Origin of the sequence: Brucella pecoris (genome assembly GCF_006376675.1) — a bacterium.
GTDB lineage: Bacteria > Pseudomonadota > Alphaproteobacteria > Rhizobiales > Rhizobiaceae > Brucella > Brucella pecoris.
The window spans coordinates 288,627-313,467 of the sequence record NZ_VEWK01000002.1; the positions used below are offsets into that span (position 1 = coordinate 288,627).

A 24,841-nucleotide genomic window follows, 5' to 3' on the forward strand; every position below is an offset into this window, starting at 1 on the left:
CTGACGATAAAGAAAACCCGCACGGGCTGGCAATGCTACGTGCGGGTCAGACTCTTTATCTAAGCGAAACGGGTTGGGAGTTCGCGCTTCCAACCCACTCCGCCAATATAGTGCCCAGATGCCAAAAACACAAGCTGGCCCGAGGCGCTGCTAATCCTCCCAGAGTGCAGCCTGAATGGACTGCCAGCTATCCTTGCTCGGTGCCACCAAAAGCCCACCACCCGTGTGAGAGGGCAAATATGCGCTTCCGTCCCACCGTGCGAGATAACCGCCAGCTTCTTGGTGGATCAACGCTCCTGGAAGATGGTCCCAAGGCATGAGCTTGTTGTAGACGGCAAAATGCGCCCCACCGGTCGCGATGATGCGATACTCGTGCGCTGCGCAGCGATAGCCGACCTGCGACAGAAATTTCGTATGATTGCGCGCCAGACGCGACCGCATCGGTTCGTCCGTATATTGCCAGGAAACCGAGCCAGTCATCTGGTTGATCGAGGCGGGTTCGGCAACGCTGACCTTGCTTACATCCCCATTGGCGTGACGGATGTAGCTTCCGCCACCCTTTGAAGCCATGATCCAGTCATTTCCGACAGGATCATGAATGATACCGGCAACCGTTTCGCCTTTCGACACAACCGCAAGCATCACGCCGAAGAGCGGAACGCCGGATGCAAAGTTGAAGGTGCCATCGACCGGGTCGATCGTGAAAGCAAGCTCCGCATCATCGAGACCAGCAAGCAGGGCCGGATTGTCCGAGCAGGCCTCCTCGCCGACGATCACTGCATCGGCGAAACGCTCTTTGAGCTTGGCTGTGATCAGCCGTTCTGCATTCACATCCGCCTCTGTTACCAGATCGGCGGGTGAAGTCTTCTGTCGGATATCGCCAGCATCCAACCGACGAAACCGGGGCATGATTTCCTGGCGAGCCGCATCTGCAAGCAAATCCGCCAACCAGTCCATCTGTCCTTCATCAAACCGCATGATCACCCTCTCCCACATTATTCGCCATCAGCCCTGCAAAGTCGAACAGCTTGCGATCCAGCAGATGGCTTGGACGCACATTCGTCATCGCGCGGATCATCGTGTCCTTGCGGCCCGGCATACGCTTCTCGATATCGGTCAGCATGGCCTTCATCGCATTGCGCTGAAGCCCTTCCTGACTGCCGCACAGATCGCACGGAATAATCGGAAACTGCATTGCGGTCGCAAACTTTTCGAGATCGTCTTCCGCCGCATAAGCCAGCGGCCGGAATACCATCAGATCCCCTTCGTCGTTCAAAAGCTTTGGCGGCATCGCAGCCAGGCGCCCGCCATGGAACAGGTTCATGAAGAAGGTTTCGAGAATATCCTCCCGGTGATGGCCAAGAACGATGGCCGAACAGCCCTCTTCACGAGCGATGCGATAGAGGTTCCCCCGACGCAGACGCGAGCACAGCGAGCAATAGGTGCTGGTTTCAGGCAGCTTGTTGGTCACGATCGAATAAGTGTCCTGATATTCGATACGGTGTTCGATTTCATACCGTTTCAGGAAGTCCGGCAGAATGTGCTTGGGAAAATTCGGTTGCCCCTGATCCAGATTGACGGCCAGCAACTCGACCGGCAGCAGACCGCGCCATTTGAGATCGAGCAGCAGCGCCAGCAGGCCATAGGAATCCTTTCCGCCTGAAAGGCATATCATCCAACGCTCGCCGGGCTTCACCATCGCAAAATCGTCGATAGCTTGCCGCGTGAGACGCAAAAGTCGTTTGCGTAGCTTGTTGAACTCGACCGTGGTCGGGACATCGCGAAACAGCGGGTGACAGCCGTCACCGCCTGCGTCTTCCACAGTATCCGGCGCAATATCTGGATCGAAAGCGTTCATGGTGCTTCCCGAAAAATTGAGGATCTTGCAGGCTTCATACCCAAAAGCAAGCGCGGGGAAAACCAGCAAACTGTAATTCTTTGCAGGCAAAAAAGCGCAAGTGCCTGATGTCGCCTTTTACTTTACGACTGCAATCATCCACTCAGGGATTAAATTTGAATGCTTGATATTGCAAATTCGAGGCGGATCATCCGCCGCAGATTGTTTCTGTCCGTCATTCTTCTGGCGTGCAGCACGCCACTTTCCGCATGTGCGACCTATCATTCAGATCGGCAGATCGATGATACGCTTGGGCCCCCTGGCCCTATCGCCAAAGTACCGGGATAAAGACAAGAAAACCCGCGCTGCAAGCAACAGCGCGGGTTTTCGATTTCGGCATAGATCCAGCGCGCCTGAGCGCACTTGATATTAACGCGAGTAGAATTCGACGACCAGGTTCGGTTCCATCTGGACGGCGTAAGGCACATCCGTAAGGGTCGGAACGCGGGAATAGGTTGCAACCAGCTTGTTGTGGTCAACTTCGAGGTAGTCAGGAACATCGCGTTCTGCGAGCTGAATAGCTTCGAGAACGATAACCAACTGCTTCGACTTTTCGCGGACTTCAACGATGTCACCGGCCTTCAGGCGGTAGGACTGGACGTTGACGCGACGACCGTTCACATTCACGTGGCCGTGGTTGATGAACTGGCGGGCAGCAAAGATCGTCGGAACGAACTTGGCGCGATATACGATTGCGTCGAGACGCGATTCCAGCAGACCGATCAGGTTTTCACCGGTGTCGCCCTTGCGGCGAGCGGCTTCTTCGTAGGTCTTGCGGAACTGCTTTTCGGAGATGTCGCCGTAGAAACCCTTGAGCTTCTGCTTTGCGCGGAGCTGTACACCGAAGTCCGACAGCTTGCCCTTGCGGCGCTGGCCGTGCTGGCCCGGGCCATATTCACGACGGTTGACCGGGGACTTCGGACGACCCCAGATGTTTTCGCCAAGACGGCGATCAATTTTGTACTTAGCGGATTCGCGCTTGCTCATCGCATTTCCTTCAAAAGGTTAAAGCGCCCGGAGGCGCTGGAGGAAACGCGCCCTCCTCTGCCCTCGGTTTCGAGGACTGACAGGATGAAGCGCGCAGCAGCGATCCTCATCCACGGGACACGTCAAATGAACCGCCGGCACGAAAACGCGCCAGCGATGGGCGGCTTTTAGTCGTGCAGCTATTATGTTGTCAAGCTCAACGAGCCGAAAAAGCCTGAAAAACCGGCCTGCAGGGTGTCTTTTCTACCATTTGCTACGTCCTGCCATCAAGCGTGAAGGAACGCACTTGGCTGTTTCATCATTAGACATGAGGATCCGCTACTCATGAGGCGTCAATGGCTTTGTCTTTTTTCCTGCCCGGCAAGGGTGCATTCACCACGCTGATTGCGCTGGGCCTTGTTGCGGTGCCCTGTTTTTCGGGCATCGGTTCCGATGAGGCGCAGGCGCAAACTTTCATCGAACGCATCCTGAAGCAGGACGCCCAAAAGGCAAAGCAGCATCGCAAACGCCCGGCGGTAAAACGCACGCAGAACAAATCGGCGCCAAAACAGCGAACGGCAAAGCAGGCGGAAAGCGCCCCGGCAAAGGCGGAAACAAAACCCGTGCCCGGTCTCACGATACCTGTTCCGACGCCAGCCCCTCGCCGGGAGGAAACAGCAACCAAAACTTCCGAACCGGACACCCCGCCCGTTCCAACGGAAAAGCCGGAGGAAGAACCCAGGCAGGTACCGCAACCGGCGCCTGCTCCAGCTACGGATACGCAAATCGCACCCGGTCCGACTGAGCCGCCAAAATCGGCTGAGAACCCGAAACAGACGGACGAGAAACCACAAGAACCGAAACCTGATCGTGCTCAGCAGCCGCAGCCGGAAAAGGATGAACGTGTCTATCAGGTGTCCTGCCCGGCACTGATTTCCGGCGAAGTCGACGGCAAACTGCTACCCCCGATCGAGGACGGTGAGAAATGTGGAGCCCACTCTCCTCTGTCTCTAACCGCCGTCGGCAAGGGTGAACCTTTGAAATTCGCCAATGCCGTCACCACAAATTGCGCGATGGCCGTCACGCTGGCGCAATGGAGCATTGAGGTAACCAAGGCCGCCAAAGACGTGTACGGGCCGGATTCAAAGATCTCGGAAATCGGCACCGGATCGGACTATCAGTGCCGGAAGGTAAACGGCGCTACGTCGGGACGGGTTTCCGAACACGCCTTTGCAAACGCGCTCGATATCATGTCGTTCAAGTTCTCGGACGGTCGCAAGACAGAGTTGGAAAGCGGCTGGAACGGTTCCGATAAGGACAAGGCTTTCTGGCGTGCTGTGCATAGCGCAAGCTGCAAGCTTTTCATGACTGTCATCGGCCCCGACGGTGATGCCGCACATCGTACCAACATGCATCTCGATCAAGGATGTCACGGCAAATCTTGCCTTGCACGTATCTGCCAGTAAGATATCGTCGTAAGCGTTGGAAATTCATAAAAAAATCAGAATTGCGTCCGTAATCTCTCTTCTATTATCGGTTCAATCCTGCCGCTCGCTTGTGAACGACGGGTTTCCAAAAGGACATGGGGCATGAAATCGACCAAATTCATAATTTCCGCAATTTTCGCACTTGGCTTCTCCGCCGCTGCCCATGCTGATGCTGTCCCGAAAAGATCGAAGGATTTTACGGGAAACTATCAAACGTTGGTGAAGGATCAGCAAGCGGCTCCACAAGTCGCGGACTGCATCGCCAGCGCTTATGATTATGTCAAGAAAAGCAAGAAGTATGATCGTCTCGGCTTCACCAAGGATGACATCTCTTCGGCAGAAACCAATGATAAATCTTCGAAATTCAGCACTAGCGACCCACGCAAGGTTTCTGCTGTAATTTCGGTTCCCGGCGAAGCGCGCAACAAGAATGCATCCACGAAATGGGACGGCATCACGCTGCGCTGCGGTATCACCGGTGGCAAGTTGAAAGCAATCGAACTGACGACCAACAAAGTCGGCAAGTAGCCATAGCGGCGAGTGCCTGATGGCGCTCGCCAATCATATTCAGTGTTTCTTCCTGTCGTCTACATGTTGCGGCAGGCCTTTCCGCTTGGTTTCAGCAAACTCTTCAAGTTCCTTTTCGGTCATCGATTCATACATTTCTTTCGATGCGCCGAAGAGTTCGCTTTTCTTGATTTCACCGCGTTTGGCAGCAAGCGCTGCACCAGCCGCTTTTTGCTGAGCCTGGGATTTTGCGGGCATTGGACTTCTCCCTGTTACGACAAGATGAACGCATACAGAGGGTGGTCGGTTCCTGACTAATCGGTGTTTCCATCGAAACGCGAGCGGGCATTGCGAAGCAAAGCGCGGTTTTCGACTGCCCACTGCCCGAGCACATCAATGGGCACGGCCAGAGAATGTCCAAGGTCAGTCAGTGCATATTCCACTTCTGGCGGTGATGTCGGGCGGACGTGTCTGGACACAAGGCCGTCACGCTCCAGCGACCGCAAAGTGACTGTCAGCATGCGCTGCGAGATGCCTTCAATGCTGCGTCGCAAAGCATTGAAGCGCATTGAGCCGCCTTGAAGATTGAAAATGACGAGAATACTCCAAGTATCGCCAACCCGGTCCAGCACTTCGCGGATCGGACATGCTCCATCCTCGTCCGTTTCGAAGGCTGGCGTTGATGAAAGCAAAGGGGTCTTGCCATCTGGACGTGTCGGTATCGTCATACTGTTTCTCCACGAAAACCGGTGGCAGACTGGCGTTCTTCTGCATCATTGAATCTGGAGATTTTCCAGAAAAAGTGCGAAGCGCCTACGCTGGAAAACCAGTTCGCCGCCGACTCCTTATCTTTCTTCAATACGCCAGATAATGCGTAAAAACCGTTGGTTAGGCGATCTCACGATCCCATTTTAGAGCATAATCCGACCGAAGTGAAACGAGGATCGATAAGATTATGCTTGAAATATAAGAAGTTAGAGCGCCGATCTGATCCAATCAGATCGAAACGCGCTCTAACTGGAGCAGGTCCATAAGCTTGCCTTCACGGTGGTTACTTCCATGTATCCTGCTCATGTAAAAGTGCGTTCTTCACAAGTTCGGCAGCATCACATATGTGGTTATCAGAAATAACCTGATTATGAAACATACCTTAATTCGTTCGATACGAGAAGATCGGAAAGGAAAATGCCATGACCAAGATCGCACTGATCGGCGCAACGGGTTTCGTGGGCGCTGCAATCCTCAAGGAAGCTACGGCACGCGGCGACCAGGTCACAGCACTTGTTCGCCACCCTGAGAAAGTCGAAAAACTTCCCAACGTTACGGCAGTAAAGGCAGACGTGTTCGATACCGATGCGCTTGCAAAACAACTTGCGGGGCACGACATCGTGATTTCAGCTTACAATCCGGGCTGGAGCGACAAGAATATCCGCGAAAACCACATCAATGGTAGCCGCTCCATCACGGAAGCGACCAAAAAGGCAGGCGTCAAGCGGCTCATTGCCATTGGCGGTGCAGGCAGCCTTTCCATCAATGGCAATCAGTTGGTCGACTCGCCTGAATTCCCCGCCGAATGGAAAGAAGGCGCGCTCGGTGCCCGTCAGGCGCTCGAAGACCTGCGTGGCGAGAATGAGCTGGAATGGTCATTCGTGTCGCCAGCGATCATTCTTCAGCCGGGCGAACGCGCCGGAAAATATCGTCTTGGCGGCGACGAACCGGTTTTCGACGACAAGGGTGAAAGCAAGATTTCAGTTGCTGATCTGGCAGTCGCAATTCTGGATGAGGCAGAAAAAGGCCAGCATATTCGCGAGCGTTTCACAGCCGCCTATTGATACCAATCACAAAAACGCCATGTTTTTGACAGGCGTTCGCCGCAAAACCGGTGGTGAAATACGCGCATCACCACCGGCTTTTCGCACAAAAAGACCGCAAAACAGGCCAGCCCCCGCTTTGCCTTAATTAGAACGCGCATCTTTTCCGAAAACCGTTTCACACTTTTCGGGACGCGCTCTCACTCAAACCAGTTCCACGTCCACGACGCCCTGAATGGCTTTCATGGCGCTGGCGATCTGCGGACTGACGCGATAGCGGTGTGGTAGCTCAATCTCCACTTCCCGCTGGCCGTTGTCCTTGATGACGATCAGGCTCACCTGCCCGTCGCCACGCGTGTTGAAATGCGGCACGATATGACGGACCGCGTCAGCCGAGCGCAGATAAAGTCGCAGCGCCTTCTGCATGCGGCAGGCCTCGTCTTCCAATGACTGCACCGTCTGGATACGCAAGCCTATTCCTTCGGGGCGATCCTCCGCCTGAACCGTAATAACGACCGACTTGCCGCTTTCCAGAAGATCGCGATATTGCGCAAGCCCTTCGGAAAACAGGACCGCTTCGAACTGGCCGCTGGCGTCGGACAGTTGCACGATACCCATCTTGTTGCCGGTGCGTGTTTTACGCTCCTGCCGGGCTGTCACGGTTCCCGCCAGACGACCGGCATTGGCACCGCGTTTCACGGCTGCGGAAAAATCCGCCCAGCTTTGAACACGCATACGATCCAGCACATCGCGATATTCATCAAGCGGATGGGCTGAAAGATAGAAGCCGACGGCCTGAAACTCGCGGTGCAGCATTTCCGATGGCAGCCACGGAGCGGCCTGCGGCAGAATAAGCGTTTCCTTCGGCGCGCCCGACAGGCCGAAAATATCGGACTGGCCACTGGCGGCATTCTCCTGCGTACGCTGGGCAAAGCCCATGATGCGGTCCATGCCTGCGCTCATCGCCGGGCGTTCACGACCAAAACAATCCATTGCGCCGGCATTGATGAGGCTTTCCAGCACGCGCCGATTGACGACACGCGGGTCGACGCGCTCGCAGAAATCCTCAAGGCTTTCAAAAGGCTTCTCGGCACGCACATCGACAATATGATCGACGGCCGCCTCGCCCACTCCTTTGATGGCGGCAAGCGAGTAAAAGATCTGCTTCTCGCCGACTTCAAACGGGCGGAAGGACGTCATTACCGACGGCGGAACCACTTCAATACCCAGGCGATTGGCCTCCCGCCGGAAATCGTTGAGCTTGTCGGTATTCGACATATCGTAGGTCATCGACGCGGCGAGGAACTCGACCGGATAATGCGCCTTCATATAGGCCGTCTGGTAGGAGACGATGGCATAGGCTGCGGCGTGCGACTTGTTGAAGCCGTAGTCAGCAAACTTGGCCAGCAGATCGAAGATCATGTTGGCCTGCGCCTTGTCGACGCCGCCTTCAATCGCGCCATCCACAAAACGGACGCGCTGCTTGTCCATTTCCTCGCGGATCTTCTTACCCATGGCGCGGCGCAGAAGGTCAGCTTCGCCGAGCGAATAGCCGGAAAGCACCTGCGCGATCTGCATCACCTGTTCCTGATAGACGATAACGCCCTGCGTTTCCTTGATCAGGTGATCGATCTTCGGGTGAATGGAGGCGATCTCCTCCTCACCATTCTTGCGCGCATTATAGGTCGGGATGTTCTCCATCGGACCAGGACGATAAAGCGCCACGAGCGCAATAATATCTTCGATCCGGTCCGGGCGCATGCCGAGCAGCGCCTTGCGCATACCCGCACTTTCAACCTGGAACACGCCGACCGTTTCACCGCGCGACAGCATCTCATAGGTCAGCGCATCATCGAGCGGTATATGAGACAGATCGATGGCGATCCCCTTGCGCGCCACCAGTTCGACCGCCGTTTCGAGAACGGTCAATGTCTTGAGACCGAGAAAGTCGAATTTGACCAGCCCCGCCTGCTCGACCCATTTCATGTTGAACTGGGTAACGGGCATGTCGGAACGCGGATCGCGATACATGGGCACGAGTTCGGACAGTGGACGATCACCGATCACAATACCGGCGGCATGGGTCGAGGCATGGCGGTAAAGCCCCTCGAGTTTGAGCGCCATATCGAGAAGGCGACCGACAACCGGCTCCTTCTCGCGCTCCTCATTGATCTTCGGTTCGGTCTCGATAGCCTGCGCCAGTGACACCGGATTAGCCGGGTTCTGCGGCACCAGCTTGCACAGACGGTCAACCTGCCCGTAAGGCATTTCCAGAACACGCCCGACGTCGCGCAGCACGGCGCGAGCTTGCAGGGTTCCGAAAGTGATGATCTGTGCGACCTGATCGCGCCCGTACTTTCCTTGCACATAGCGGATCACCTCTTCACGGCGGTCCTGACAGAAATCGATATCGAAGTCGGGCATCGAAACGCGATCCGGATTGAGGAAACGTTCGAAAAGCAAGGAAAAGCGCAATGGATCGACGTCGGTAATCGTAAGTGCATATGCGACGAGCGAACCGGCACCCGAACCACGGCCGGGCCCTACCGGAATGCCTTGGGCTTTCGCCCATTTGATAAAGTCGGCAACGATCAGGAAGTAACCGGGGAACTTCATGCGGGTAATGATGCCGATCTCATATTCGAGGCGATCGGTATATTGTTCCGTCGTATAACCTTCTGCGAGACCTGCGGTCTCCAGACGCATCTTCAGGCCTTCACGCGCCTGTCGGGCAAGCTCATCAGCCTCCTCCTGAACGGCGGCCTCTGCATCATCGGACTCGCCCGTGAACCGCGGCAGGATCGGTTGGCGGGTCTGTGTGTACCAGCTACAACGCTCCGCAATCTCGACAGTGTTGTCGAGTGCTTCAGGCAGATCGGCAAAAAGTGCCGCCATTGCCGCGCGGCTTTTCAGATGATGATCAGGCGTCAAGCGCCGGCGATCATCGTTTGAGAGAATCTGGCCTTCCGCGATGGCAAGGAGCGCATCGTGTGCTTCAAAGTCTTCCGCCTTGAGAAAGAACGCCTCATTGGTGGCCACCAGAGGCAGATCCATCTCATAGGCAAGCGCCACCGTCTTTGCTTCCAGCGCACGATCGTAGCCAGCCTGACGCTGCAATTCGACATAAAGCCGATCACCAAAGGCTTCCCGCAGGAAAGCAAGTCGCGCCTCCGCCCTGTCGGGGCGGTCGGCGGCAAAAGAACGACCGATTGGCCCCAATGCGCCACCGGAAAGCACAATGATGTCTTTCGACAATGGCGGCAGCCAGCTTGCTTCAACATGCACCGGATCACCCGCCTGGGTTTCCAGAAACGCGCGACTGACAAGCCGCACGATATTCGCATAGCCTTCTTCCGTTGCCGCAAGGAGCACGATTGGAGCAAGGTCCAGCGCGATCCTGCGATTGACGCTGCGTCCATTGTCATTGTGATCGCCGAACGCAATATCGACCTGACAGCCGATAATGGGCTGCAGCCCGTCTTTCGACGCCTTCTGTGCAAACTCAAGCGCGCCGAACAGATTATTGGTATCGGTGACTGCGATAGCCGGCGCCTCGTCGGCAATCGCCTGTTTGATGATCTTTCCGAGCGGCAATGCGCCTTCCAGCAAGGAATAAGCCGAGTGTACCCGCAGATGCACAAAACGTGGCGTCAAGGCACCGTTATTTGCTGCATTACCTGCTGCCGCATCACTCATTCCATCGACCCCGATCATCTGCTGAGCCGCCCGGATGGACATACATCCGGCGCTCTAAATCTCCGCATCGTACTTTCCGAAAATCGATTTCGATTTTCGAGCCGAAGCTGTAGCCGCCTGATAGCACATTACTTCAGTGACGGACCATATTTATGACCCATCGCGGCTGGCGACTCTGTCGCCTGATAGCATCAGTTTCGGGGAATGATATGGCGATGTCCAGTAAGACTATCGCCACCATGTCGCAGGTTCACAGGAACCAGCCAAAGCATTTCCAGTTTTTCCGGAAACACCGGAAACGCCCTATCTTTTGCACGCATGTCTTTGCCCCTAAAACCGGTTCCCACTTTTGGGAGACATGCTCTATTTCCTTCAGATCACACTCACCCAGATGGCGAAAGTTGCGATGAACAGGCTTACCGAAATGAAAGACAGAACGTCGTGGACGAGATCGGTCATGTTGGAAACTCCTCTGTGTTCACGTATGTTTATTTTTTGTTCTATTTTTGTTCCAAAGTCAACACCTGTTCTGGAGCGGCGTTCATTTTAGGGTTTACGAATAGTGAATATACAACCGCAGGCATGAGCCCTGGGAAGCCAACAGCAGGAGGGCGTGTCCGTACCCCGTCCTTCGAGACACCGCCTGCGGCGGCTCCTCAGGATGAGGTGCGTGGAGCGCCTGTCATTATGTCCAGAGTGCATACAGAAAAATTGAAAGGCCGAAGCGAGAAGGTGGTCAAACGAGCCGTTGTCCTATCCCGCATTGATCAGCCTTTGGTGCACGTCAACACGAATGGTTGGAGCGCCAGGTTCGATCAGATCAAGACGGAACCCACCTTGCCCTTCGAGACGCCGCCTGCGGCGGCTCCTCAGGATGAGGTCTGCTGCAATGAAAACAGGTGTTAAAGATCGACGACCTTGCCATCCTGCAACGTCACGCGCCGGTCCATGCGGCGGGCAAGTTCATGATTGTGGGTGGCGATCAGGGCCGCAAGACCTGACTGACGCACGAGGGCTTCCAGAGCGCCGAAGACGTAAGACGATGTCGTCGGGTCGAGGTTGCCGGTCGGCTCATCTGCCAGAAGAACAAGCGGCGCATTGGCAACGGCACGGGCAATGGCGACGCGCTGTTGTTCACCGCCCGAAAGTTCAGAAGGACGATGAGAGGCCCGCTTGCCGATCTTCATATATTCAAGGAGTTGTTGCGCACGCTCTGCGGCAGCTTTTTTGGACAGCCCGCGGATCATTTGCGGCATCATCACATTCTCCAGCGCGGAAAACTCCGGCAGGAGATGATGGAACTGATAGACAAAACCAACGTCGTTGCGGCGCACGGCTGTGCGCTCGTCGTCGGACAATTTGCTGCAGGACCGCCCGTCGAGAAAGACCTCGCCTGTGTCGGGGCGTTCCAGAAGACCTGCCGTGTGCAGCAATGTCGACTTGCCTGCGCCCGATGGCGCGACGAGCGCTACCATTTCTCCACGACGAAGCGTGAAGTCGGCATCCTTCAGAATGACCAGTTCACGGTCGACTTCCTTGTAGGCGCGGCCGACACGCTCCAGCCGCATGATGATTTCAGCCGCCATTTATTCGTACCTCAATGCTTCAACCGGATCGAGCTTGGCAGCGCGCCAGGCCGGGAAAATGGTGGCAATGAACGAAAGCACCAGAGCCATGACGATGACAGAAATCGTCTCGCCGGGATCCATCTTGGCCGGAAGCTGGCTCAGGAAGTAAAGTTCCGGATTGAACAGCGTCGTACCCGAAAGCCACGAGAAGAACTCCCGCAGACGCTCGACATTGAGGCAGACGACAACGCCCAGAACAACGCCGGCCACAGTGCCGGTGACACCGATGGCGGCACCCGTCATCAGGAATATGCGCATCACCGCGCCACGGGGTGCCCCCATGGTTCGCAGGATCGCAATATCGTGTCCCTTGTCCTTCACCAGCATGATGAGACCGGAAATGATGTTCAGCGCCGCAACGAGGACGATGAGCGTCAGGATCATGAACATCACGTTGCGCTCGACTTCCAGCGCCGAGAAGAAAGTCTGATTGCGCTGGCGCCAGTCGACAAGCGAGAGCTGGCGTCCCGCGGCCTCTTCCACCGGCGCGCGCATCGCATCCACCTTGTCGGGATTATCGACAAAGATTTCAAGCGATTGCACCTTGCCTTCCTGATTGAAGAAAAGCTGTGCTTCGGAAAGCGGCATCATGACAATCGACGAGTCGTATTCCGACATGCCGATCTCGAAGATCGCGACAATCGGATAGGCTTTCACACGCGGATTGACGCCAAACGGGGTCACATCGCCATCCGGAGAAATCACCCGCAGCGTATCGCCGATGGAAAGACCTAGATTTTCCGCCATGCGGGTTCCGATGGCGACACCGCCGCCCTGATCGAAACCTTTCAGCGTACCCTGACGAATATTGCCGGAAACAAGCTTGAGCTTGTCGAGGTCCTCTTCACGCAGACCGCGCACCAGGGCGCCGGTTCCAGCACCGATATTACCCTGAACAAGCGCCTGCCCTTCCACAACGGGAATGGCGAACTTGATGCCGGAAATACCGTCGATCCGCTTGATAAGGTCGGCATAATCATCCAGCGGACGATCGATCGGCTGCATGATGAGATGGCCGTTGATGCCCAGAATTCTTGTCAGAAGCTCGGCACGAAAGCCGTTCATCACCGCCATGACGATGATGAGGGTCGCCACGCCCAGCATGATGCCGGTGAACGAAAACCCGGCAATGACCGAGATGAAAGTCTCGCGGCGGCGCGCACGCAGATATCGCCATGCGATCATCCGTTCGAAAGCCGAGAATGGACCAGACTTCGGAGCCTTCTGTGCTACCTTTGCCTGATCTCCGGATTTTGCTGCCGCCGCGTTACTCATGCTTCTGCCGTCAACAGGTTGATTGCGGCTTCAACGCTCAGAATCTGGCGTTCGCCGGTCTTGCGATCCTTGATTTCGACTTCACCGGCAGCGACGCCACGCGGGCCGACGATCACCTGCGTCGGCAAGCCGATCAGGTCCATCGCGGCAAACTTGGCACCCGGACGATCATCCGTATCGTCGAGCAGCGGATCGATGCCTGCATTGGTCAGCGCTTCATAAATCTTCTCGCTGACGCTGTCGCAACCTTCGTCGCCGGGTTTCATGTTGACGATACCGGCGCCGAACGGCGCGATAGCCTTCGGCCAGATGATGCCTGCCTCGTCATGGAAGGCTTCGATGGCTGCTGCGACAAGGCGCGACGGGCCGATGCCATAGGAACCCATGGAAACCAGATGTTCCTTGCCGTCCGGCCCCTGCACCTTCGCACCCATCGGCTCAGAATATTTGGTGCCGAAATGGAAGATGTGACCAACTTCGATACCGCGCGCCGAAACCTGATCCTCCGGCTTGACCTTGGCCCAGTCGGCCTCATCATGCATTTCGTCGGTCGCCGCATAAGGCGTCGTCCAGCGCGTGACGATGTCAGAGAGCTGCGCATCGTTGCGGAAATCTGTGTCCGCCCCCGGCACGGCGAGATCAAGATAGGCCTTGTCGCAGAAAACCTGGCTTTCGCCGGTTTCCGCCAGAATGATGAATTCGTGGCTGAGGTCGCCGCCAATCGGTCCCGTATCGGCGCGCATCGGGATCGCCTGCAGGCCAACGCGCGCAAAAGTGCGCAGATAAGACACGAACATGCGATAGTAAGCCATTTTCGCGCCCTCATAGTCGAGGTCGAACGAATAGGCATCCTTCATCAGGAATTCGCGCGAACGCATCACGCCGAAACGCGGGCGCACTTCGTCACGAAACTTCCACTGGATGTGATAGAGATTGAGCGGCAGGTCCTTATAGGAGCGCACATAGGAGCGGAAAATGTCGGTGACCATTTCCTCGTTAGTCGGGCCGAAGAGCATATCGCGCTCCTGACGGTCCTGAATGCGCAGCATTTCCTTGCCGTAAGCATCGTAGCGACCGCTTTCGCGCCACAGGTCGGCGGACTGGATGGTCGGCATCAGGATTTCATTGGCGCCCGCACGGTTCTGCTCTTCGCGAATGATAGCGCAAACCTTGTTGAGAACCTTCAGACCGATCGGCAGCCAGGAGTAGATGCCGGCCGACTGTTGGCGGATCATGCCCGAACGCAGCATCAGCCTGTGGGAGACGATTTCCGCCTCCTTGGGGTTTTCCTTCAGAATAGGCAAAAAATACCGCGACAGACGCATCGTAACCACCAATCAAGAGGGACTGCCTGAGTGCTTCAAGAATCAGGCAAAAATTAAGCATATTCGTCGGTTTCTTACCGGGTTATACACCGGTTGGAAACCCGCCTGAAAAAGCTTTCGCGATAGCGGATTTCCCCATCCACAGCCGCCGTCGTCAGCCGAATGAACCAACGATGCGAAATACGGCCTCCAGATTCACATTCAATTTCAATATATTACAGATATATCACCTTCATTGAGGAAAATTTGCGAAAGAAATATGACGTCACAGAAGATTTTTCGTGACAAAAGCTGTGCAGTTCGCTATTTTTTTCAGCATAAGAGCAACAACGGAATAAAACCGTTGGTTTCACGCGGTCAAAGTCTTGGGAGGATGGATCCAGGCGCGATTTTCGCAGCCGCCAGTCAAATGGAAACGGATCGAACGCGTATTTGATTAGCAAGGCGAAAGCCTTGCTTTTTTTTTGCACTTATAGCGCACTCATACTTTCCGCGATTTCACTGTTTTATAGCTCGCAATAACACATTGATTTTGTGGGATTTATCCGGATGCCTTTCAGGCGCTCAAGTATTAAATTTCACTTAAGTATAAATCGATTTATTTGAAGAACATTACATGCGGCTTGGCATCAATGTCACAAATGACGCCGGGTTGTGCCCCGTCGGAAATTCAATACGTTACGCTGACAGGCTCAATATCCGGCACAACCCCTGATAGGTATGTCCACTTTTCTTTATACAAAAGAAAGGCTGCCTATTTTTTAGGCAGCCTTCTAAACTTAAGTTAGAGCATTCATGAAACTCAAGTCAGATCCGGGAAGAAATGCGGAATGTCATCGAGACCGAAACCGCTGATCTGGGTCATGTAATAATAGAGCAGGAAGATAAGCGTTGCGACGATGGTTGTCCGCAGAAACGCACGACCGATGCGCGGCTTCGCCGGGGCGCTGGCCACCGTGCCCAAAGTCACGTCGTTCTCTTCGGCCTGCGTGCGCAACCCAACCGGCAACAATGCAAAGAGCGTCGTCCACCAGATGACGAAATAAATTGCGATGCCTGAAACCAGAGACATGATTAAACCTCTTCCAGTTCGATCAGCGTACCGTTGAAATCCTTGGGATGCAGGAACAGAACCCGTTTGCCATGGGCGCCGATTTTCGGCTCACCGTCGCCAAGGATACGTGCGCCTTCCGCCTTGAGGCGGTCGCGAGCGGCGATTATGTCCGCGACCTCATAGCAGAGATGGTGCATCCCGCCGGAAGGGTTCTTTTCCAGAAAGGCCGCAATGGGTGACCCCTCGCCCAAAGGTTCCAGCAATTCGATCTTAGTGTTGCCGACGTCGATGAAAACCACGGTCACGCCATGTTCGGGCAGTGCTTGCGGATCGGTGACTTTTGCACCGAGCTTGCCACGATACAGCGCTGCTGCGGCATCAATATCCGGAACGGCAATCGCCACGTGGTTCAAGCGTTCGAGCATCAGCACCTCCCATGCCGGTCATTCTGCAACTCTTAAAGCGTGTTGCATTTTATTGCATTCATGGAACACGCTTTAAGTTTTTTGCGCATGTCTTTATCCCAAAACCGGTTCCCACTTTTGGGAGACATGCTTTGATAATTACCGTATCCTATTCACGAATACGGTCACCACCGGCTTTTTGCCCCATGCTTCATTTGCCGCAGCGCGGACTGCACGACGCACGGATTCCCGAACAAGCTCGATATCCTTGCGGCGAACGCGCGGTATGCTGTCAATTGCCTCGACGGCTGCATCCAGCAGGATGTCTTCCATCAGGTCACCCAGAGCATTTTCTTCCGGCACGCCGAAAGTCACGAGATCGGGCTCATCGATGATCTTGTGTTCACGGTCCAGCAATACCGAAACGGCGACATGACCGACATAGGCGAGCTTGCGACGCTCGACCATGCCGATTTCTTCCTCGTCGCCGATCAGCTTGCCGTCCTTGTAGATCCGGCCAACCGGTGCTTCATCGATAATCTCGGCCTTGCCGGGCGCCAGACGCAGCATGTCGCCATCACGCACCTGCGCGATCTGCTCGATGCCCTCCGTCGCGCCAAGCGAACCTTGGGCAACCAGATGAGCGGCTTCGCCATGCACAGGCACCAGAATTTGCGGACGCACCCAAGAATACATGCGACGCAATTCGTTGCGCCGTGGATGACCCGACACGTGAACCAGTGCGTCCTCATCACCAATGATCTTGATACCGCGATCTATCAGCCGGTTCTTGATATCGAGGATGGCTTTTTCGTTGCCGGGAATCGCGCGCGATGAATAGATGACCGTATCGCCAGCCGACAAGGCAAGGCTGCGCATTTCATCACGCGCGAGCTTCGCGAGCGCTGCACGCGGCTCGCCCTGACTGCCGGTCAGGATCATCACCACATTTTCGCGCGGAACATAGCCGTAATCCTCTTCGCTAAGATATTCCGGCAAGCCTTCCATATAGCCAAGCTCGGTAGCAACCGAGATAGCGCGTTTCATCGAACGCCCGACCACCAGTACCTGTCGGCCCGCGTCGCGCGCTGCTTCGGCGATCGACCGGATACGACCGACATTCGAAGAGAAGGTCGTGACGGCCACGCGACCGCGCGCGTTTTCAATCAGTTCACGCAGGCTCTCGCCCACCTGGCGCTCCGAAGGGGACTCGCCCTCGCGTAGCGCATTGGTGGAGTCGCAGATCAGCGCCAGCACACCCGCCTCACCGATGGCACGGAAACGCGCCTCGTCGATAACCGGCCCCAGCGACGGTTCCGGGTCCATCTTCCAGTCACCCGTATGAACGACGGTGCCAAGCGGCGTCGTGATCGCAAGTGAAACCGGTTCGGGAATTGAGTGGGTTACCGCAACAGCCTCGATCTTGAAGGGGCCAACCTCGAATTTCTCGCCTGCCTTGTAGATCGTGATCGGAATTTCAGGCGCGCCATGTTCTGACTGTCGCTTCGCTTCGAGCAGACCGGCAGTGAATGGCGTCGCATAGACCGGAACCTTCAGGCGCGGCCACAGATCGAGCAATGCGCCGAAATGGTCTTCATGCGCATGCGTGATAACGATGCCGCGCAGATTATGTTTTTCGGCCTCGAGATAGCGTATATCCGGCAGGATGAGATCAGCCCCCGGCTGTTCCGGCCCCGCGAAACTCACGCCCATATCCACGACCAGCCATTCACGATTATCCGCAGGACCGAAGCCGTACATGGCCAAATTCATGCCGATTTCGCCCACGCCGCCGAGCGGCAGAAAGACGAATTCCGTAGTATTGGATCGGGCCATGAAATTTCCTCTTTGATTAGAGCGCATTTCCATCTGATTGAATCAGATCGCGCTCCAAATATTTATTCTAACGCGCATCTTTTCCGAAAACCGTTTCACACTTTTCGGGATGCGCTCTAATTCTGCACTATTGTGGCATCAACTGGACCTAAAGCTGTCCTGTTGCAACCCCGATAAGACGCGATAAAGCAATTATTTGCGTATTGTAGCAGCAGTTCCGAAATAGACATCGCCAGCCGTTACCGCAACCCGCGAACCTTCATCTTCGCGAATAACAAAACGACACGCCTCATCGATTGTCTCAAAACGACCTTCGATGATGCGACCTTCAACCTGCATGGTTACATTCTGACCGAGGCCATGCGCACGCTGTAGCCAGCGCTTGCGAATATCGTCGAGGCCCCGCCCCTCGTTCCAGACACGATAATTGACCGACCATGCGTCCGACAGGGCTGCGAACAAGGTCTCGGCATCGCATTTGCTGCCAAGAGCCCGCAATGAGGTTGCCGCATAAGGCAGATCATCCGGAAAGGCGACGACATTGGTCCCGATGCCGATAGCAACAGCGAACAAATTCTTCGCCAGTATGGAGGATTCAAGCAGGATTCCGGTGAGTTTAGCGCCATTGACCAGAACGTCATTCGGCCATTTGAGGCCAATTGTCGGCGCAACGGCAGGCCCGGTTGCCGCGAACACCGCATCAAGCGCATCGGCAAGCGACAGGCCGGCAACGAAACCAAGCGTTGCCGCTGTCTTCATTTCATAGGATTCAACGAGCAGCAGCGTGGAGGCAAGATTGCCCTCAGGCGTAGACCAGGCACGGCCTCGTCTTCCTCGGCCACTTTCCTGTCTCTTCGAAACAAGCCAGAGCTTGCCCGGATCACCGCTAGCTGCCCGCTCCAGAGCAACCGCATTGGTGGAACCTACCGTCTCGAAACTTTCGAGACGGTAGCCCTCATTTGCCGCAACAGGCGAAAGCGCAAAACTCATCTATGCTTCCGCCTTTTGCATTAATCAGAAGAACGTCTTGGCGGCGGCTTCAGCAAATCCGCCGATCGGGCCCGCAAGGAAGACGTAGAAGAGCACGAAGGCACCCGTTACGCCGAGAACGAGGCGAAGCTCGCCTGCGACCGGAACGAAGCCACCCGTCGGCTCATCGAACCACATGATCTTGATCATGCGCAGGTAGTAGAACGCGCCCACGACCGAAGCCACGATACCGATGATGGCGAGCGGATAGAGGCCCGCTTCGACGGCGGCAAGGAAGGTGTACCACTTGCCGAAGAAACCAGCGAGCGGCGGAATGCCAGCGAGCGAGAACAGGAAGATGGTCATGATCGTTGCCAGCACCGGATTGGTGCGGGACAGACCAGCCAGATCCTCAATGCTCTCCACATTGCCGTCCTTGGTGCGCATTGCGAGAATGAACGCAAAGGTGCCGAGCGTCATGGCAAGGTAGATCGCCATGTAGATCATCACGCCCTTCACGCCAATCACCGTACCGGCGGCCAGACCAACGAGCGCATAACCCATATGGCTGATCGAGGAATAAGCCATCAGGCGCTTGATATTGCGCTGGCCGATGGCGGCAAAGGCACCGAGGACCATCGAGGCAAGCGCGATGAAGATCACGACCTGCTGCCAGTCATGGGTGACCGGAGCAAAGGCTTCCGAGACGACGCGGATGATGAGCGCCATGGCGGCCATCTTCGGGGCGGCTGCAAAGAAAGCTGTCACCGGGGTCGGCGCGCCTTCATAGACGTCCGGCGTCCACATGTGGAACGGAACGGCAGAAATCTTGAATGCCAGACCGGCCAGAATGAAGACGAGACCGAACACCAGACCGAGTTCACGCTGACCGCCGGAGACGGCCTGAGCGATTTCGGTAAAGCCGATATGGCCGGTGTAACCGTAAACGAGCGAAATGCCATAAAGCAGCATGCCCGAGGAAAGCGAACCGAGAACGAAGTATTTCAAGCCAGCTTCCGTCGAACGGACGCTATCGCGGTTGAATGCTGCCAGAACGTAAAGCGCCAGCGACTGCAATTCGAGACCGAGATAGAGCGACAGCATGTTGGATGCTGAAACCATCAGCAGCATGCCGAGCGTGGAAATCACGATCAGGACCGGGAACTCGAACTTGTCGAACTTCTCAGCCTTGGCAAAGCCGACCGACATGATCAACGTCACGATGGAGCCGATCAATGTCAGCACCTTCATGAAGCGGCCAAAGCTATCATTGACGATGGCACCGCCGAAAGCAGCACCGTTCGTCGGGAAAAGGACCACTAATGCCAGCGCCGCAATAAGCACTGCGACGGATAATCCGTTGACGAGCGTGGTCGCCCGTTCGCCAGAGAACACGCCAATCATGAGCAGTGCCAAGGCGCCTACAGCAAGGAGAACCTCCGGTGCTGCAAGGGTCAGATGAGCTATGAGATCAGTCTGCATGACCTACGCCTTTATTTCTTACTGTGCCAGCACGGCGCTCGCGGTGCCCGCGAGTGCTGCGTCGTAATGTTGGACCAGGGCGTTCACGGCACCGGCGGTCACATTGAAAACCGGGGTCGGATACACACCGAAGAAGATGGTGAGCGCCACAAGCGGGTAGAGAATGAGCTTCTCGCGCGGGCTGAGATCCAGGAGCGCCTTCAGGCTTTCCTTGGTCAATGCGCCGAAGACCACCTGACGGTAGAGCCAGAGCGCATAAGCCGCCGAGAGAATGACGCCCGTAGTCGCGAACAGCGCTACCCAGGTATTGACCCGGAACACACCGAACAGCGTCAGGAACTCACCGATGAAGCCCGAAGTACCCGGTAGACCGACATTCGCCATCGTGAAGATGAGGAAGGCCACCGCATATTTCGGCATATTGTTTACCAGACCGCCGAACGCCGCGATCTCGCGGGTATGCATACGGTCATAGATCACGCCGACGCAGAGGAAGAGCGCGCCCGACACGATACCGTGCGACAGCATCTGGAAGATAGCGCCCTGCAGGCCCTGCTCATTGGCTGCAAAAATACCCATGGTCACATAGGCCATGTGGGCAACCGACGAATAGGCGATCAGCTTCTTCATATCTTCCTGCACCATCGCGACGAGCGAGGTGTAGATGATTGCGATGATCGACAGCGCGAAGATGAAGGGGGCGAAATCAGCAGAAGCCAGCGGGAACATCGGCAGCGAGAAACGGATGAAACCGTAGCCGCCGAGTTTCAGGAGGATACCGGCCAGAATGACCGAGCCTGCCGTCGGCGCTTCAACGTGCGCGTCCGGCAACCAGGTATGAACCGGCCACATCGGCATCTTCACGGCAAACGATGCGAAGAAAGCGAGCCATAGCCATGTCTGCATACTTGCCGGGAAGTCGTACTTCAGCAGCTCAACGATATTCATTGTGCCAGCCTGCCAGTACATGGCCATGATGGCGATGAGCATCAACACGGAGCCGAGAAGCGTGTAGAGGAAGAACTTCAAGCTTGCATAGACGCGACGTTTGCCGCCCCACACGCCGATGATGATGAACATCGGGATAAGGCTTGCTTCGAAGAACACGTAGAACAGGAACAGGTCGAGCGCGCAGAACACGCCGATCATCAGCGTTTCCAGAATGAGGAACGCGATCATGTATTCCTTGACGCGCTTTTCCACCGATACCCAGCTTGCGAGAATGCAGAAGGGCATGAGGAAAGCGGAAAGCACCACGAACAGGACGGAAATACCGTCCACGCCCATATGATAGGTGATACCGCCGCCCATCCAGCCGGTCTGTTCGACCATCTGGAAACCAGGGTTCGAATTATCGAACCCGGCCCAGACGACGAGCGACAGGATGAAGACGAACACCGTCGTCAGCAAAGCGACGTTGCGGATGTTGCGACGCGAAGCCTCGCTGTCGTCCTTGATCAGAAGGATCAGTAACGCGCCGACGAGCGGCAGAAACGTGACCGTTGAGAGAATTGGCCAGTCGGTCATCAGAAAGAGCTCCCGAGCATCATCCAAGTGACGAGCGCGGCGACGCCGATCAGCATCGCGAATGCGTAGTGATAAAGGTATCCGGACTGCATCTTGACGACGCGGTTGGTGACATCGAGCACGCGAGCCGAGATGCCATCCGGGCCGAAGCCGTCAATAAGCCAGCCGTCGCCCCCCTTCCAGAACAGGCGGCCAAGCCAACGAGCCGGGCGTACGAAAAGGAAATCGTACAGCTCGTCGAAGTACCACTTGTTGAGAAGGAACTGGTACAGGCCACGATGACGTGCAGCCAGTGCCTTCGGCGTTTCCGGCGAGCGGATGTAGAAGATCCAGGCGACGATGAAGCCGACGATCATCGCTGTGAACGGCGACAGCTTAACCCACAGAGGAACATGGTGATATTCCTCAAGGATCTGGTTGGCAGCCGAGGTGAACAGCGCACCCTTCCAGAATTCGGCATATTCGTGACCGAAGAAGAGCTCCTTGAACACGACACCGGCAAAGAGCGCACCGACGCCGAGGATCAACAGCGGAACGAACATGACGGCCGGCGATTCATGGACGTGATGCATGACTTCGGCCGAAGCGCGCGGCTTGCCGTGGAAGGTCATGAAAATCAGACGCCATGAATAGAAGCTCGTGAAGAGCGCCGCGACGATCAGGAGTGTCGAAGCGTAGCCGCTGGCAGCACTGTGCGAAGCGAAGACGGATTCGATGATCGCATCCTTGGAGAAGAAACCGGCGGTGCCGATGATCGTGCCAGGAATGCCCAGACCCGTAATGGCAACTGTACCGATGACCATCATCCAGTAGGTGATCGGGATCAGCTTGCGCAGGCCACCCATGCGGCGCATGTCCTGCTCTTCCGAAACGGCATGGATAACCGAACCGGCGCAAAGGAACAGAAGCGCCTTGAAGAAAGCGTGCGTGAACAGGTGGAACACGGCGGCGCCATAGGCACCCACGCCGAGCGCTGCGAACATATAGCCGAGCTGCGAACAGGTCGAATAGGCGATCACGCGCTTGATGTCGTTCTGCACCAGGGCGACCGTTGCCGCGAAGAAGGCAGTCGTGGCGCCGATGATCGTGACGACCAGAAGTGCGGTCTGCGACAGTTCAAACATCGGCGACATGCGGGCGACCATGAACACGCCCGCGGTAACCATGGTAGCGGCGTGAATAAGCGCCGAAACCGGGGTCGGGCCCTCCATAGCGTCCGGAAGCCAGGTGTGCAGCAGGAACTGCGCCGACTTGCCCATCGCGCCCATGAAGAGCAGCAGACAGGTGATCGTGATCGCGCCTTGCTTGTCGAGCTGATAGCCGAGGAAGTTCAGAACAACCTGATTGGCATCGGCAGCGCCTTCAGCCGGAAGATAATTGGCCGCAGCAGCGAAGATCGTATTGTAGTCGACCGACTGGAACAGCGCGAACACACCGAAGATGCCGAGCAGGAAGCCGAAGTCGCCGACGCGGTTGACAACGAACGCCTTCATCGCGGCGGCATTGGCCGAAGGCTTCTGGAACCAGAAACCGATCAGGAGGTACGAAGCCAGACCCACGCCTTCCCAGCCGAAGAACATCTGGAGCAGATTGTCCGACGTGACCAGCATAAGCATGGCGAAAGTGAAGAGCGACAAATAGGCGAAGAAGCGCGGACGATGCGGGTCGTGGTGCATATATCCAATGGAATAGATGTGCACGAGAGCCGACACCGAATTCACCACGACCAGCATGACGCCAGTGAGCGTATCGATGCGCAGCGACCAGTCGAAAGAAAGCGCGCCCGACGTTACCCAGTGAAGAACCGGGATACGGACGGTTTCCGCGTCGTGGCCGAGCGGAATCTGGAAGAACACGACCCAGGACAGGATCGCGACGACGACCATGAAACCGGAAGTGATGTATTCGCTCGCCTTGGCTCCGATCTGATTACCGAAAAGACCGGCAATCAGGAAGCCGAGAAGCGGAAGGAAGACGATCGCGTAATAGAGCATTTGCCCGTCAACCTTTCATAACATTGACGTCTTCCACCGCGATGGAACCGCGATTACGGAAGAAAACAACGAGAATTGCCAGACCGATGGCCGCTTCAGCAGCCGCAACAGTCAGAACGAAAAGGGCGAAGACCTGCCCGACCATATCGCCGAGCTGACTGGAGAACGCCACGAAATTGAGATTGACCGAAAGAAGGATCAATTCGATCGACATCAGGATAACGATGACATTCTTGCGGTTCAAAAAGATGCCGAAGACGCCAAGCGTAAACAGGATGGCCGAAACGGTGAGATAGTGGGCGATACCGATTTCCATATGCTTATCCTCAGATGCCTTTGCCCGTTTCGACCTTCTTGATCTCGATCGCCGTTTCGGGCGTGCGAGCAACCTGGGTCGGAATGGACTGGCGCTTGACATTCGGCTTGTGCCGCAGCGTCAGAACGATGGCGCCGATCATCGCGACCAGAAGGACGAGACCAGCAACCTGGAAATAGAAGACGAAGTCGGTGTAGAGAATGTCGCCCAGAGCAGCGGTATTGCTCCGCTCGGCGATATTCGGGATCGGCACAGCACCCTGCCCCAGCTTCGGCGCAAACATGTTGCTTGCGAACACGAAGATCAGTTCGCCGAGCAAGATGAGGCCAACCAAAGCGCCGACCGGCGCATATTGCAGCGCACCGCGTTTCAGTTCCGAGAAATCCACATCCAGCATCATGACGACGAAGAGGAAGAGCACCGCCACTGCGCCGACGTAAACGACGAGCAGGATCATGGCGAGGAACTCGGCCCCCGTCAGCAAGAACAGAGCTGCCGCATTGAAGAATGTGAGGATCAGAAACAGCACCGAATGCACGGGGTTGCGTGCCGCAATCACCATGAACGCGCTGGCGATCATGATGAAAGCGAACAGATAGAAAAACGCTGCCGCAATACCTGTCAGCATGGGGATCCCCCAACACCTTTCCGTGAGCAAAGCCCTATT

General features: G+C 56.0%; 22 protein-coding genes. 4 read left to right on the top strand and 18 right to left on the bottom strand.

The features are described from left to right. Window positions 1-150: 150 nt before the first annotated feature. The 3 genes from FIB18_RS04725 to rpsD form a co-directional block, all read right to left on the bottom strand. Window positions 151-978 (bottom strand): inositol monophosphatase family protein, encoded by an 828-nt coding sequence (locus FIB18_RS04725; protein ID WP_140019661.1) that lies wholly within the window; start codon window positions 976-978, stop codon window positions 151-153. Continuing rightward, on the bottom strand, window positions 968-1,858 hold the full coding sequence (gene ttcA, locus FIB18_RS04730) for a tRNA 2-thiocytidine(32) synthetase TtcA (protein WP_140019662.1): 891 nt from the start codon (window positions 1,856-1,858) through the stop codon (window positions 968-970). The genes FIB18_RS04725 and ttcA overlap by 11 nt, the downstream gene beginning before the upstream one ends. A gap of 408 nt (window positions 1,859-2,266) precedes the next feature. Then, complete coding sequence (gene rpsD / locus FIB18_RS04735) at window positions 2,267-2,884, bottom strand: 30S ribosomal protein S4 (protein ID WP_105541652.1); 618 nt, start codon at window positions 2,882-2,884, stop codon at window positions 2,267-2,269. A 335-nt stretch (window positions 2,885-3,219) separates the two neighbouring features. Here rpsD and FIB18_RS04740 point away from each other — a divergent pair, with 335 nt between their 5' ends. After that, window positions 3,220-4,329, top strand: a complete 1,110-nt coding sequence (locus FIB18_RS04740; protein ID WP_140019663.1) for an extensin family protein — start codon at window positions 3,220-3,222, stop codon at window positions 4,327-4,329. A gap of 123 nt (window positions 4,330-4,452) precedes the next feature. Further along, on the top strand, window positions 4,453-4,878 hold the full coding sequence (gene bspC, locus FIB18_RS04745) for a type IV secretion system effector BspC (RefSeq protein ID WP_140019664.1): 426 nt from the start codon (window positions 4,453-4,455) through the stop codon (window positions 4,876-4,878). Between the two features lie 39 nt (window positions 4,879-4,917). Here bspC and FIB18_RS04750 read toward each other — a convergent pair whose 3' ends face one another. Together FIB18_RS04750 and FIB18_RS04755 are read right to left on the bottom strand one after the other, a co-directional pair. After that, entirely contained in the window at window positions 4,918-5,115 is a 198-nt protein-coding gene (locus FIB18_RS04750; RefSeq protein ID WP_105543187.1) for a DUF3008 family protein, read from the bottom strand. 56 nt (window positions 5,116-5,171) lie between these two features. Beyond that, entirely contained in the window at window positions 5,172-5,585 is a 414-nt protein-coding gene (locus FIB18_RS04755) for a winged helix-turn-helix transcriptional regulator (protein WP_140019665.1), read from the bottom strand. Between the two features lie 462 nt (window positions 5,586-6,047). Here FIB18_RS04755 and FIB18_RS04760 point away from each other — a divergent pair, with 462 nt between their 5' ends. Then, on the top strand, window positions 6,048-6,689 hold the full coding sequence (locus tag FIB18_RS04760; RefSeq protein ID WP_140019666.1) for an NAD(P)-dependent oxidoreductase: 642 nt from the start codon (window positions 6,048-6,050) through the stop codon (window positions 6,687-6,689). A gap of 183 nt (window positions 6,690-6,872) precedes the next feature. Here the strand turns inward: FIB18_RS04760 and dnaE are convergent, their stop codons facing one another. After that, the gene (dnaE, locus tag FIB18_RS04765; RefSeq protein WP_140019941.1) at window positions 6,873-10,364 is read right to left on the bottom strand and encodes a DNA polymerase III subunit alpha; all 3,492 of its coding nucleotides are present in this window, start codon (window positions 10,362-10,364) and stop codon (window positions 6,873-6,875) included. 441 nt (window positions 10,365-10,805) lie between these two features. Between dnaE and FIB18_RS04770 the strand changes: the two genes are divergently transcribed. Continuing rightward, window positions 10,806-11,270, top strand: coding sequence for a hypothetical protein (locus tag FIB18_RS04770; RefSeq protein ID WP_140019667.1), 465 nt, complete (start codon window positions 10,806-10,808; stop codon window positions 11,268-11,270). Here the strand turns inward: FIB18_RS04770 and FIB18_RS04775 are convergent. From FIB18_RS04775 to FIB18_RS04830, 12 genes are all read right to left on the bottom strand, one after another. Next, window positions 11,267-11,950 carry an ABC transporter ATP-binding protein gene (locus tag FIB18_RS04775; protein WP_105541647.1) on the bottom strand — a complete coding sequence of 228 codons (684 nt, stop codon included), beginning with the start codon at window positions 11,948-11,950 and terminating at the stop codon, window positions 11,267-11,269. The genes FIB18_RS04770 and FIB18_RS04775 overlap by 4 nt on opposite strands. Beyond that, entirely contained in the window at window positions 11,951-13,267 is a 1,317-nt protein-coding gene (locus FIB18_RS04780; protein WP_140019668.1) for a lipoprotein-releasing ABC transporter permease subunit, read from the bottom strand. Further along, window positions 13,264-14,592 (bottom strand): proline--tRNA ligase, encoded by a 1,329-nt coding sequence (gene proS, locus FIB18_RS04785; RefSeq protein WP_140019669.1) that lies wholly within the window; start codon window positions 14,590-14,592, stop codon window positions 13,264-13,266. The genes FIB18_RS04780 and proS overlap by 4 nt, the downstream gene beginning before the upstream one ends. A gap of 802 nt (window positions 14,593-15,394) precedes the next feature. Further along, entirely contained in the window at window positions 15,395-15,664 is a 270-nt protein-coding gene (locus FIB18_RS04790; protein ID WP_140019670.1) for a DUF1467 family protein, read from the bottom strand. A 2-nt stretch (window positions 15,665-15,666) separates the two neighbouring features. Next, window positions 15,667-16,071: a methylmalonyl-CoA epimerase gene (gene mce / locus FIB18_RS04795; RefSeq protein ID WP_140019671.1), complete on the bottom strand. Its 405-nt coding sequence runs from the start codon at window positions 16,069-16,071 to the stop codon at window positions 15,667-15,669. A 138-nt stretch (window positions 16,072-16,209) separates the two neighbouring features. Then, window positions 16,210-17,886: a ribonuclease J gene (locus FIB18_RS04800; protein ID WP_140019672.1), complete on the bottom strand. Its 1,677-nt coding sequence runs from the start codon at window positions 17,884-17,886 to the stop codon at window positions 16,210-16,212. 192 nt (window positions 17,887-18,078) lie between these two features. Next, window positions 18,079-18,876 (bottom strand): biotin--[acetyl-CoA-carboxylase] ligase, encoded by a 798-nt coding sequence (locus FIB18_RS04805; protein WP_140019673.1) that lies wholly within the window; start codon window positions 18,874-18,876, stop codon window positions 18,079-18,081. A 24-nt stretch (window positions 18,877-18,900) separates the two neighbouring features. Next, window positions 18,901-20,337 carry an NADH-quinone oxidoreductase subunit NuoN gene (gene nuoN, locus FIB18_RS04810; RefSeq protein WP_140019674.1) on the bottom strand — a complete coding sequence of 479 codons (1,437 nt, stop codon included), beginning with the start codon at window positions 20,335-20,337 and terminating at the stop codon, window positions 18,901-18,903. An 18-nt stretch (window positions 20,338-20,355) separates the two neighbouring features. Then, a complete protein-coding gene (locus tag FIB18_RS04815; RefSeq protein ID WP_140019675.1) occupies window positions 20,356-21,864 on the bottom strand; it encodes an NADH-quinone oxidoreductase subunit M in 1,509 nt (502 codons plus the stop codon). Further along, window positions 21,864-23,858, bottom strand: coding sequence for an NADH-quinone oxidoreductase subunit L (nuoL, locus tag FIB18_RS04820; protein ID WP_140019676.1), 1,995 nt, complete (start codon window positions 23,856-23,858; stop codon window positions 21,864-21,866). Before nuoL ends, FIB18_RS04815 begins: the two co-directional genes overlap by 1 nt. A gap of 7 nt (window positions 23,859-23,865) precedes the next feature. Then, window positions 23,866-24,174: an NADH-quinone oxidoreductase subunit NuoK gene (nuoK, locus tag FIB18_RS04825; protein WP_006466598.1), complete on the bottom strand. Its 309-nt coding sequence runs from the start codon at window positions 24,172-24,174 to the stop codon at window positions 23,866-23,868. Window positions 24,175-24,184: 10 nt separating this feature from the next. Next, window positions 24,185-24,802 (bottom strand): NADH-quinone oxidoreductase subunit J, encoded by a 618-nt coding sequence (locus FIB18_RS04830; RefSeq protein WP_012092259.1) that lies wholly within the window; start codon window positions 24,800-24,802, stop codon window positions 24,185-24,187. Between the last annotated feature and the right edge of the window lie 39 nt (window positions 24,803-24,841).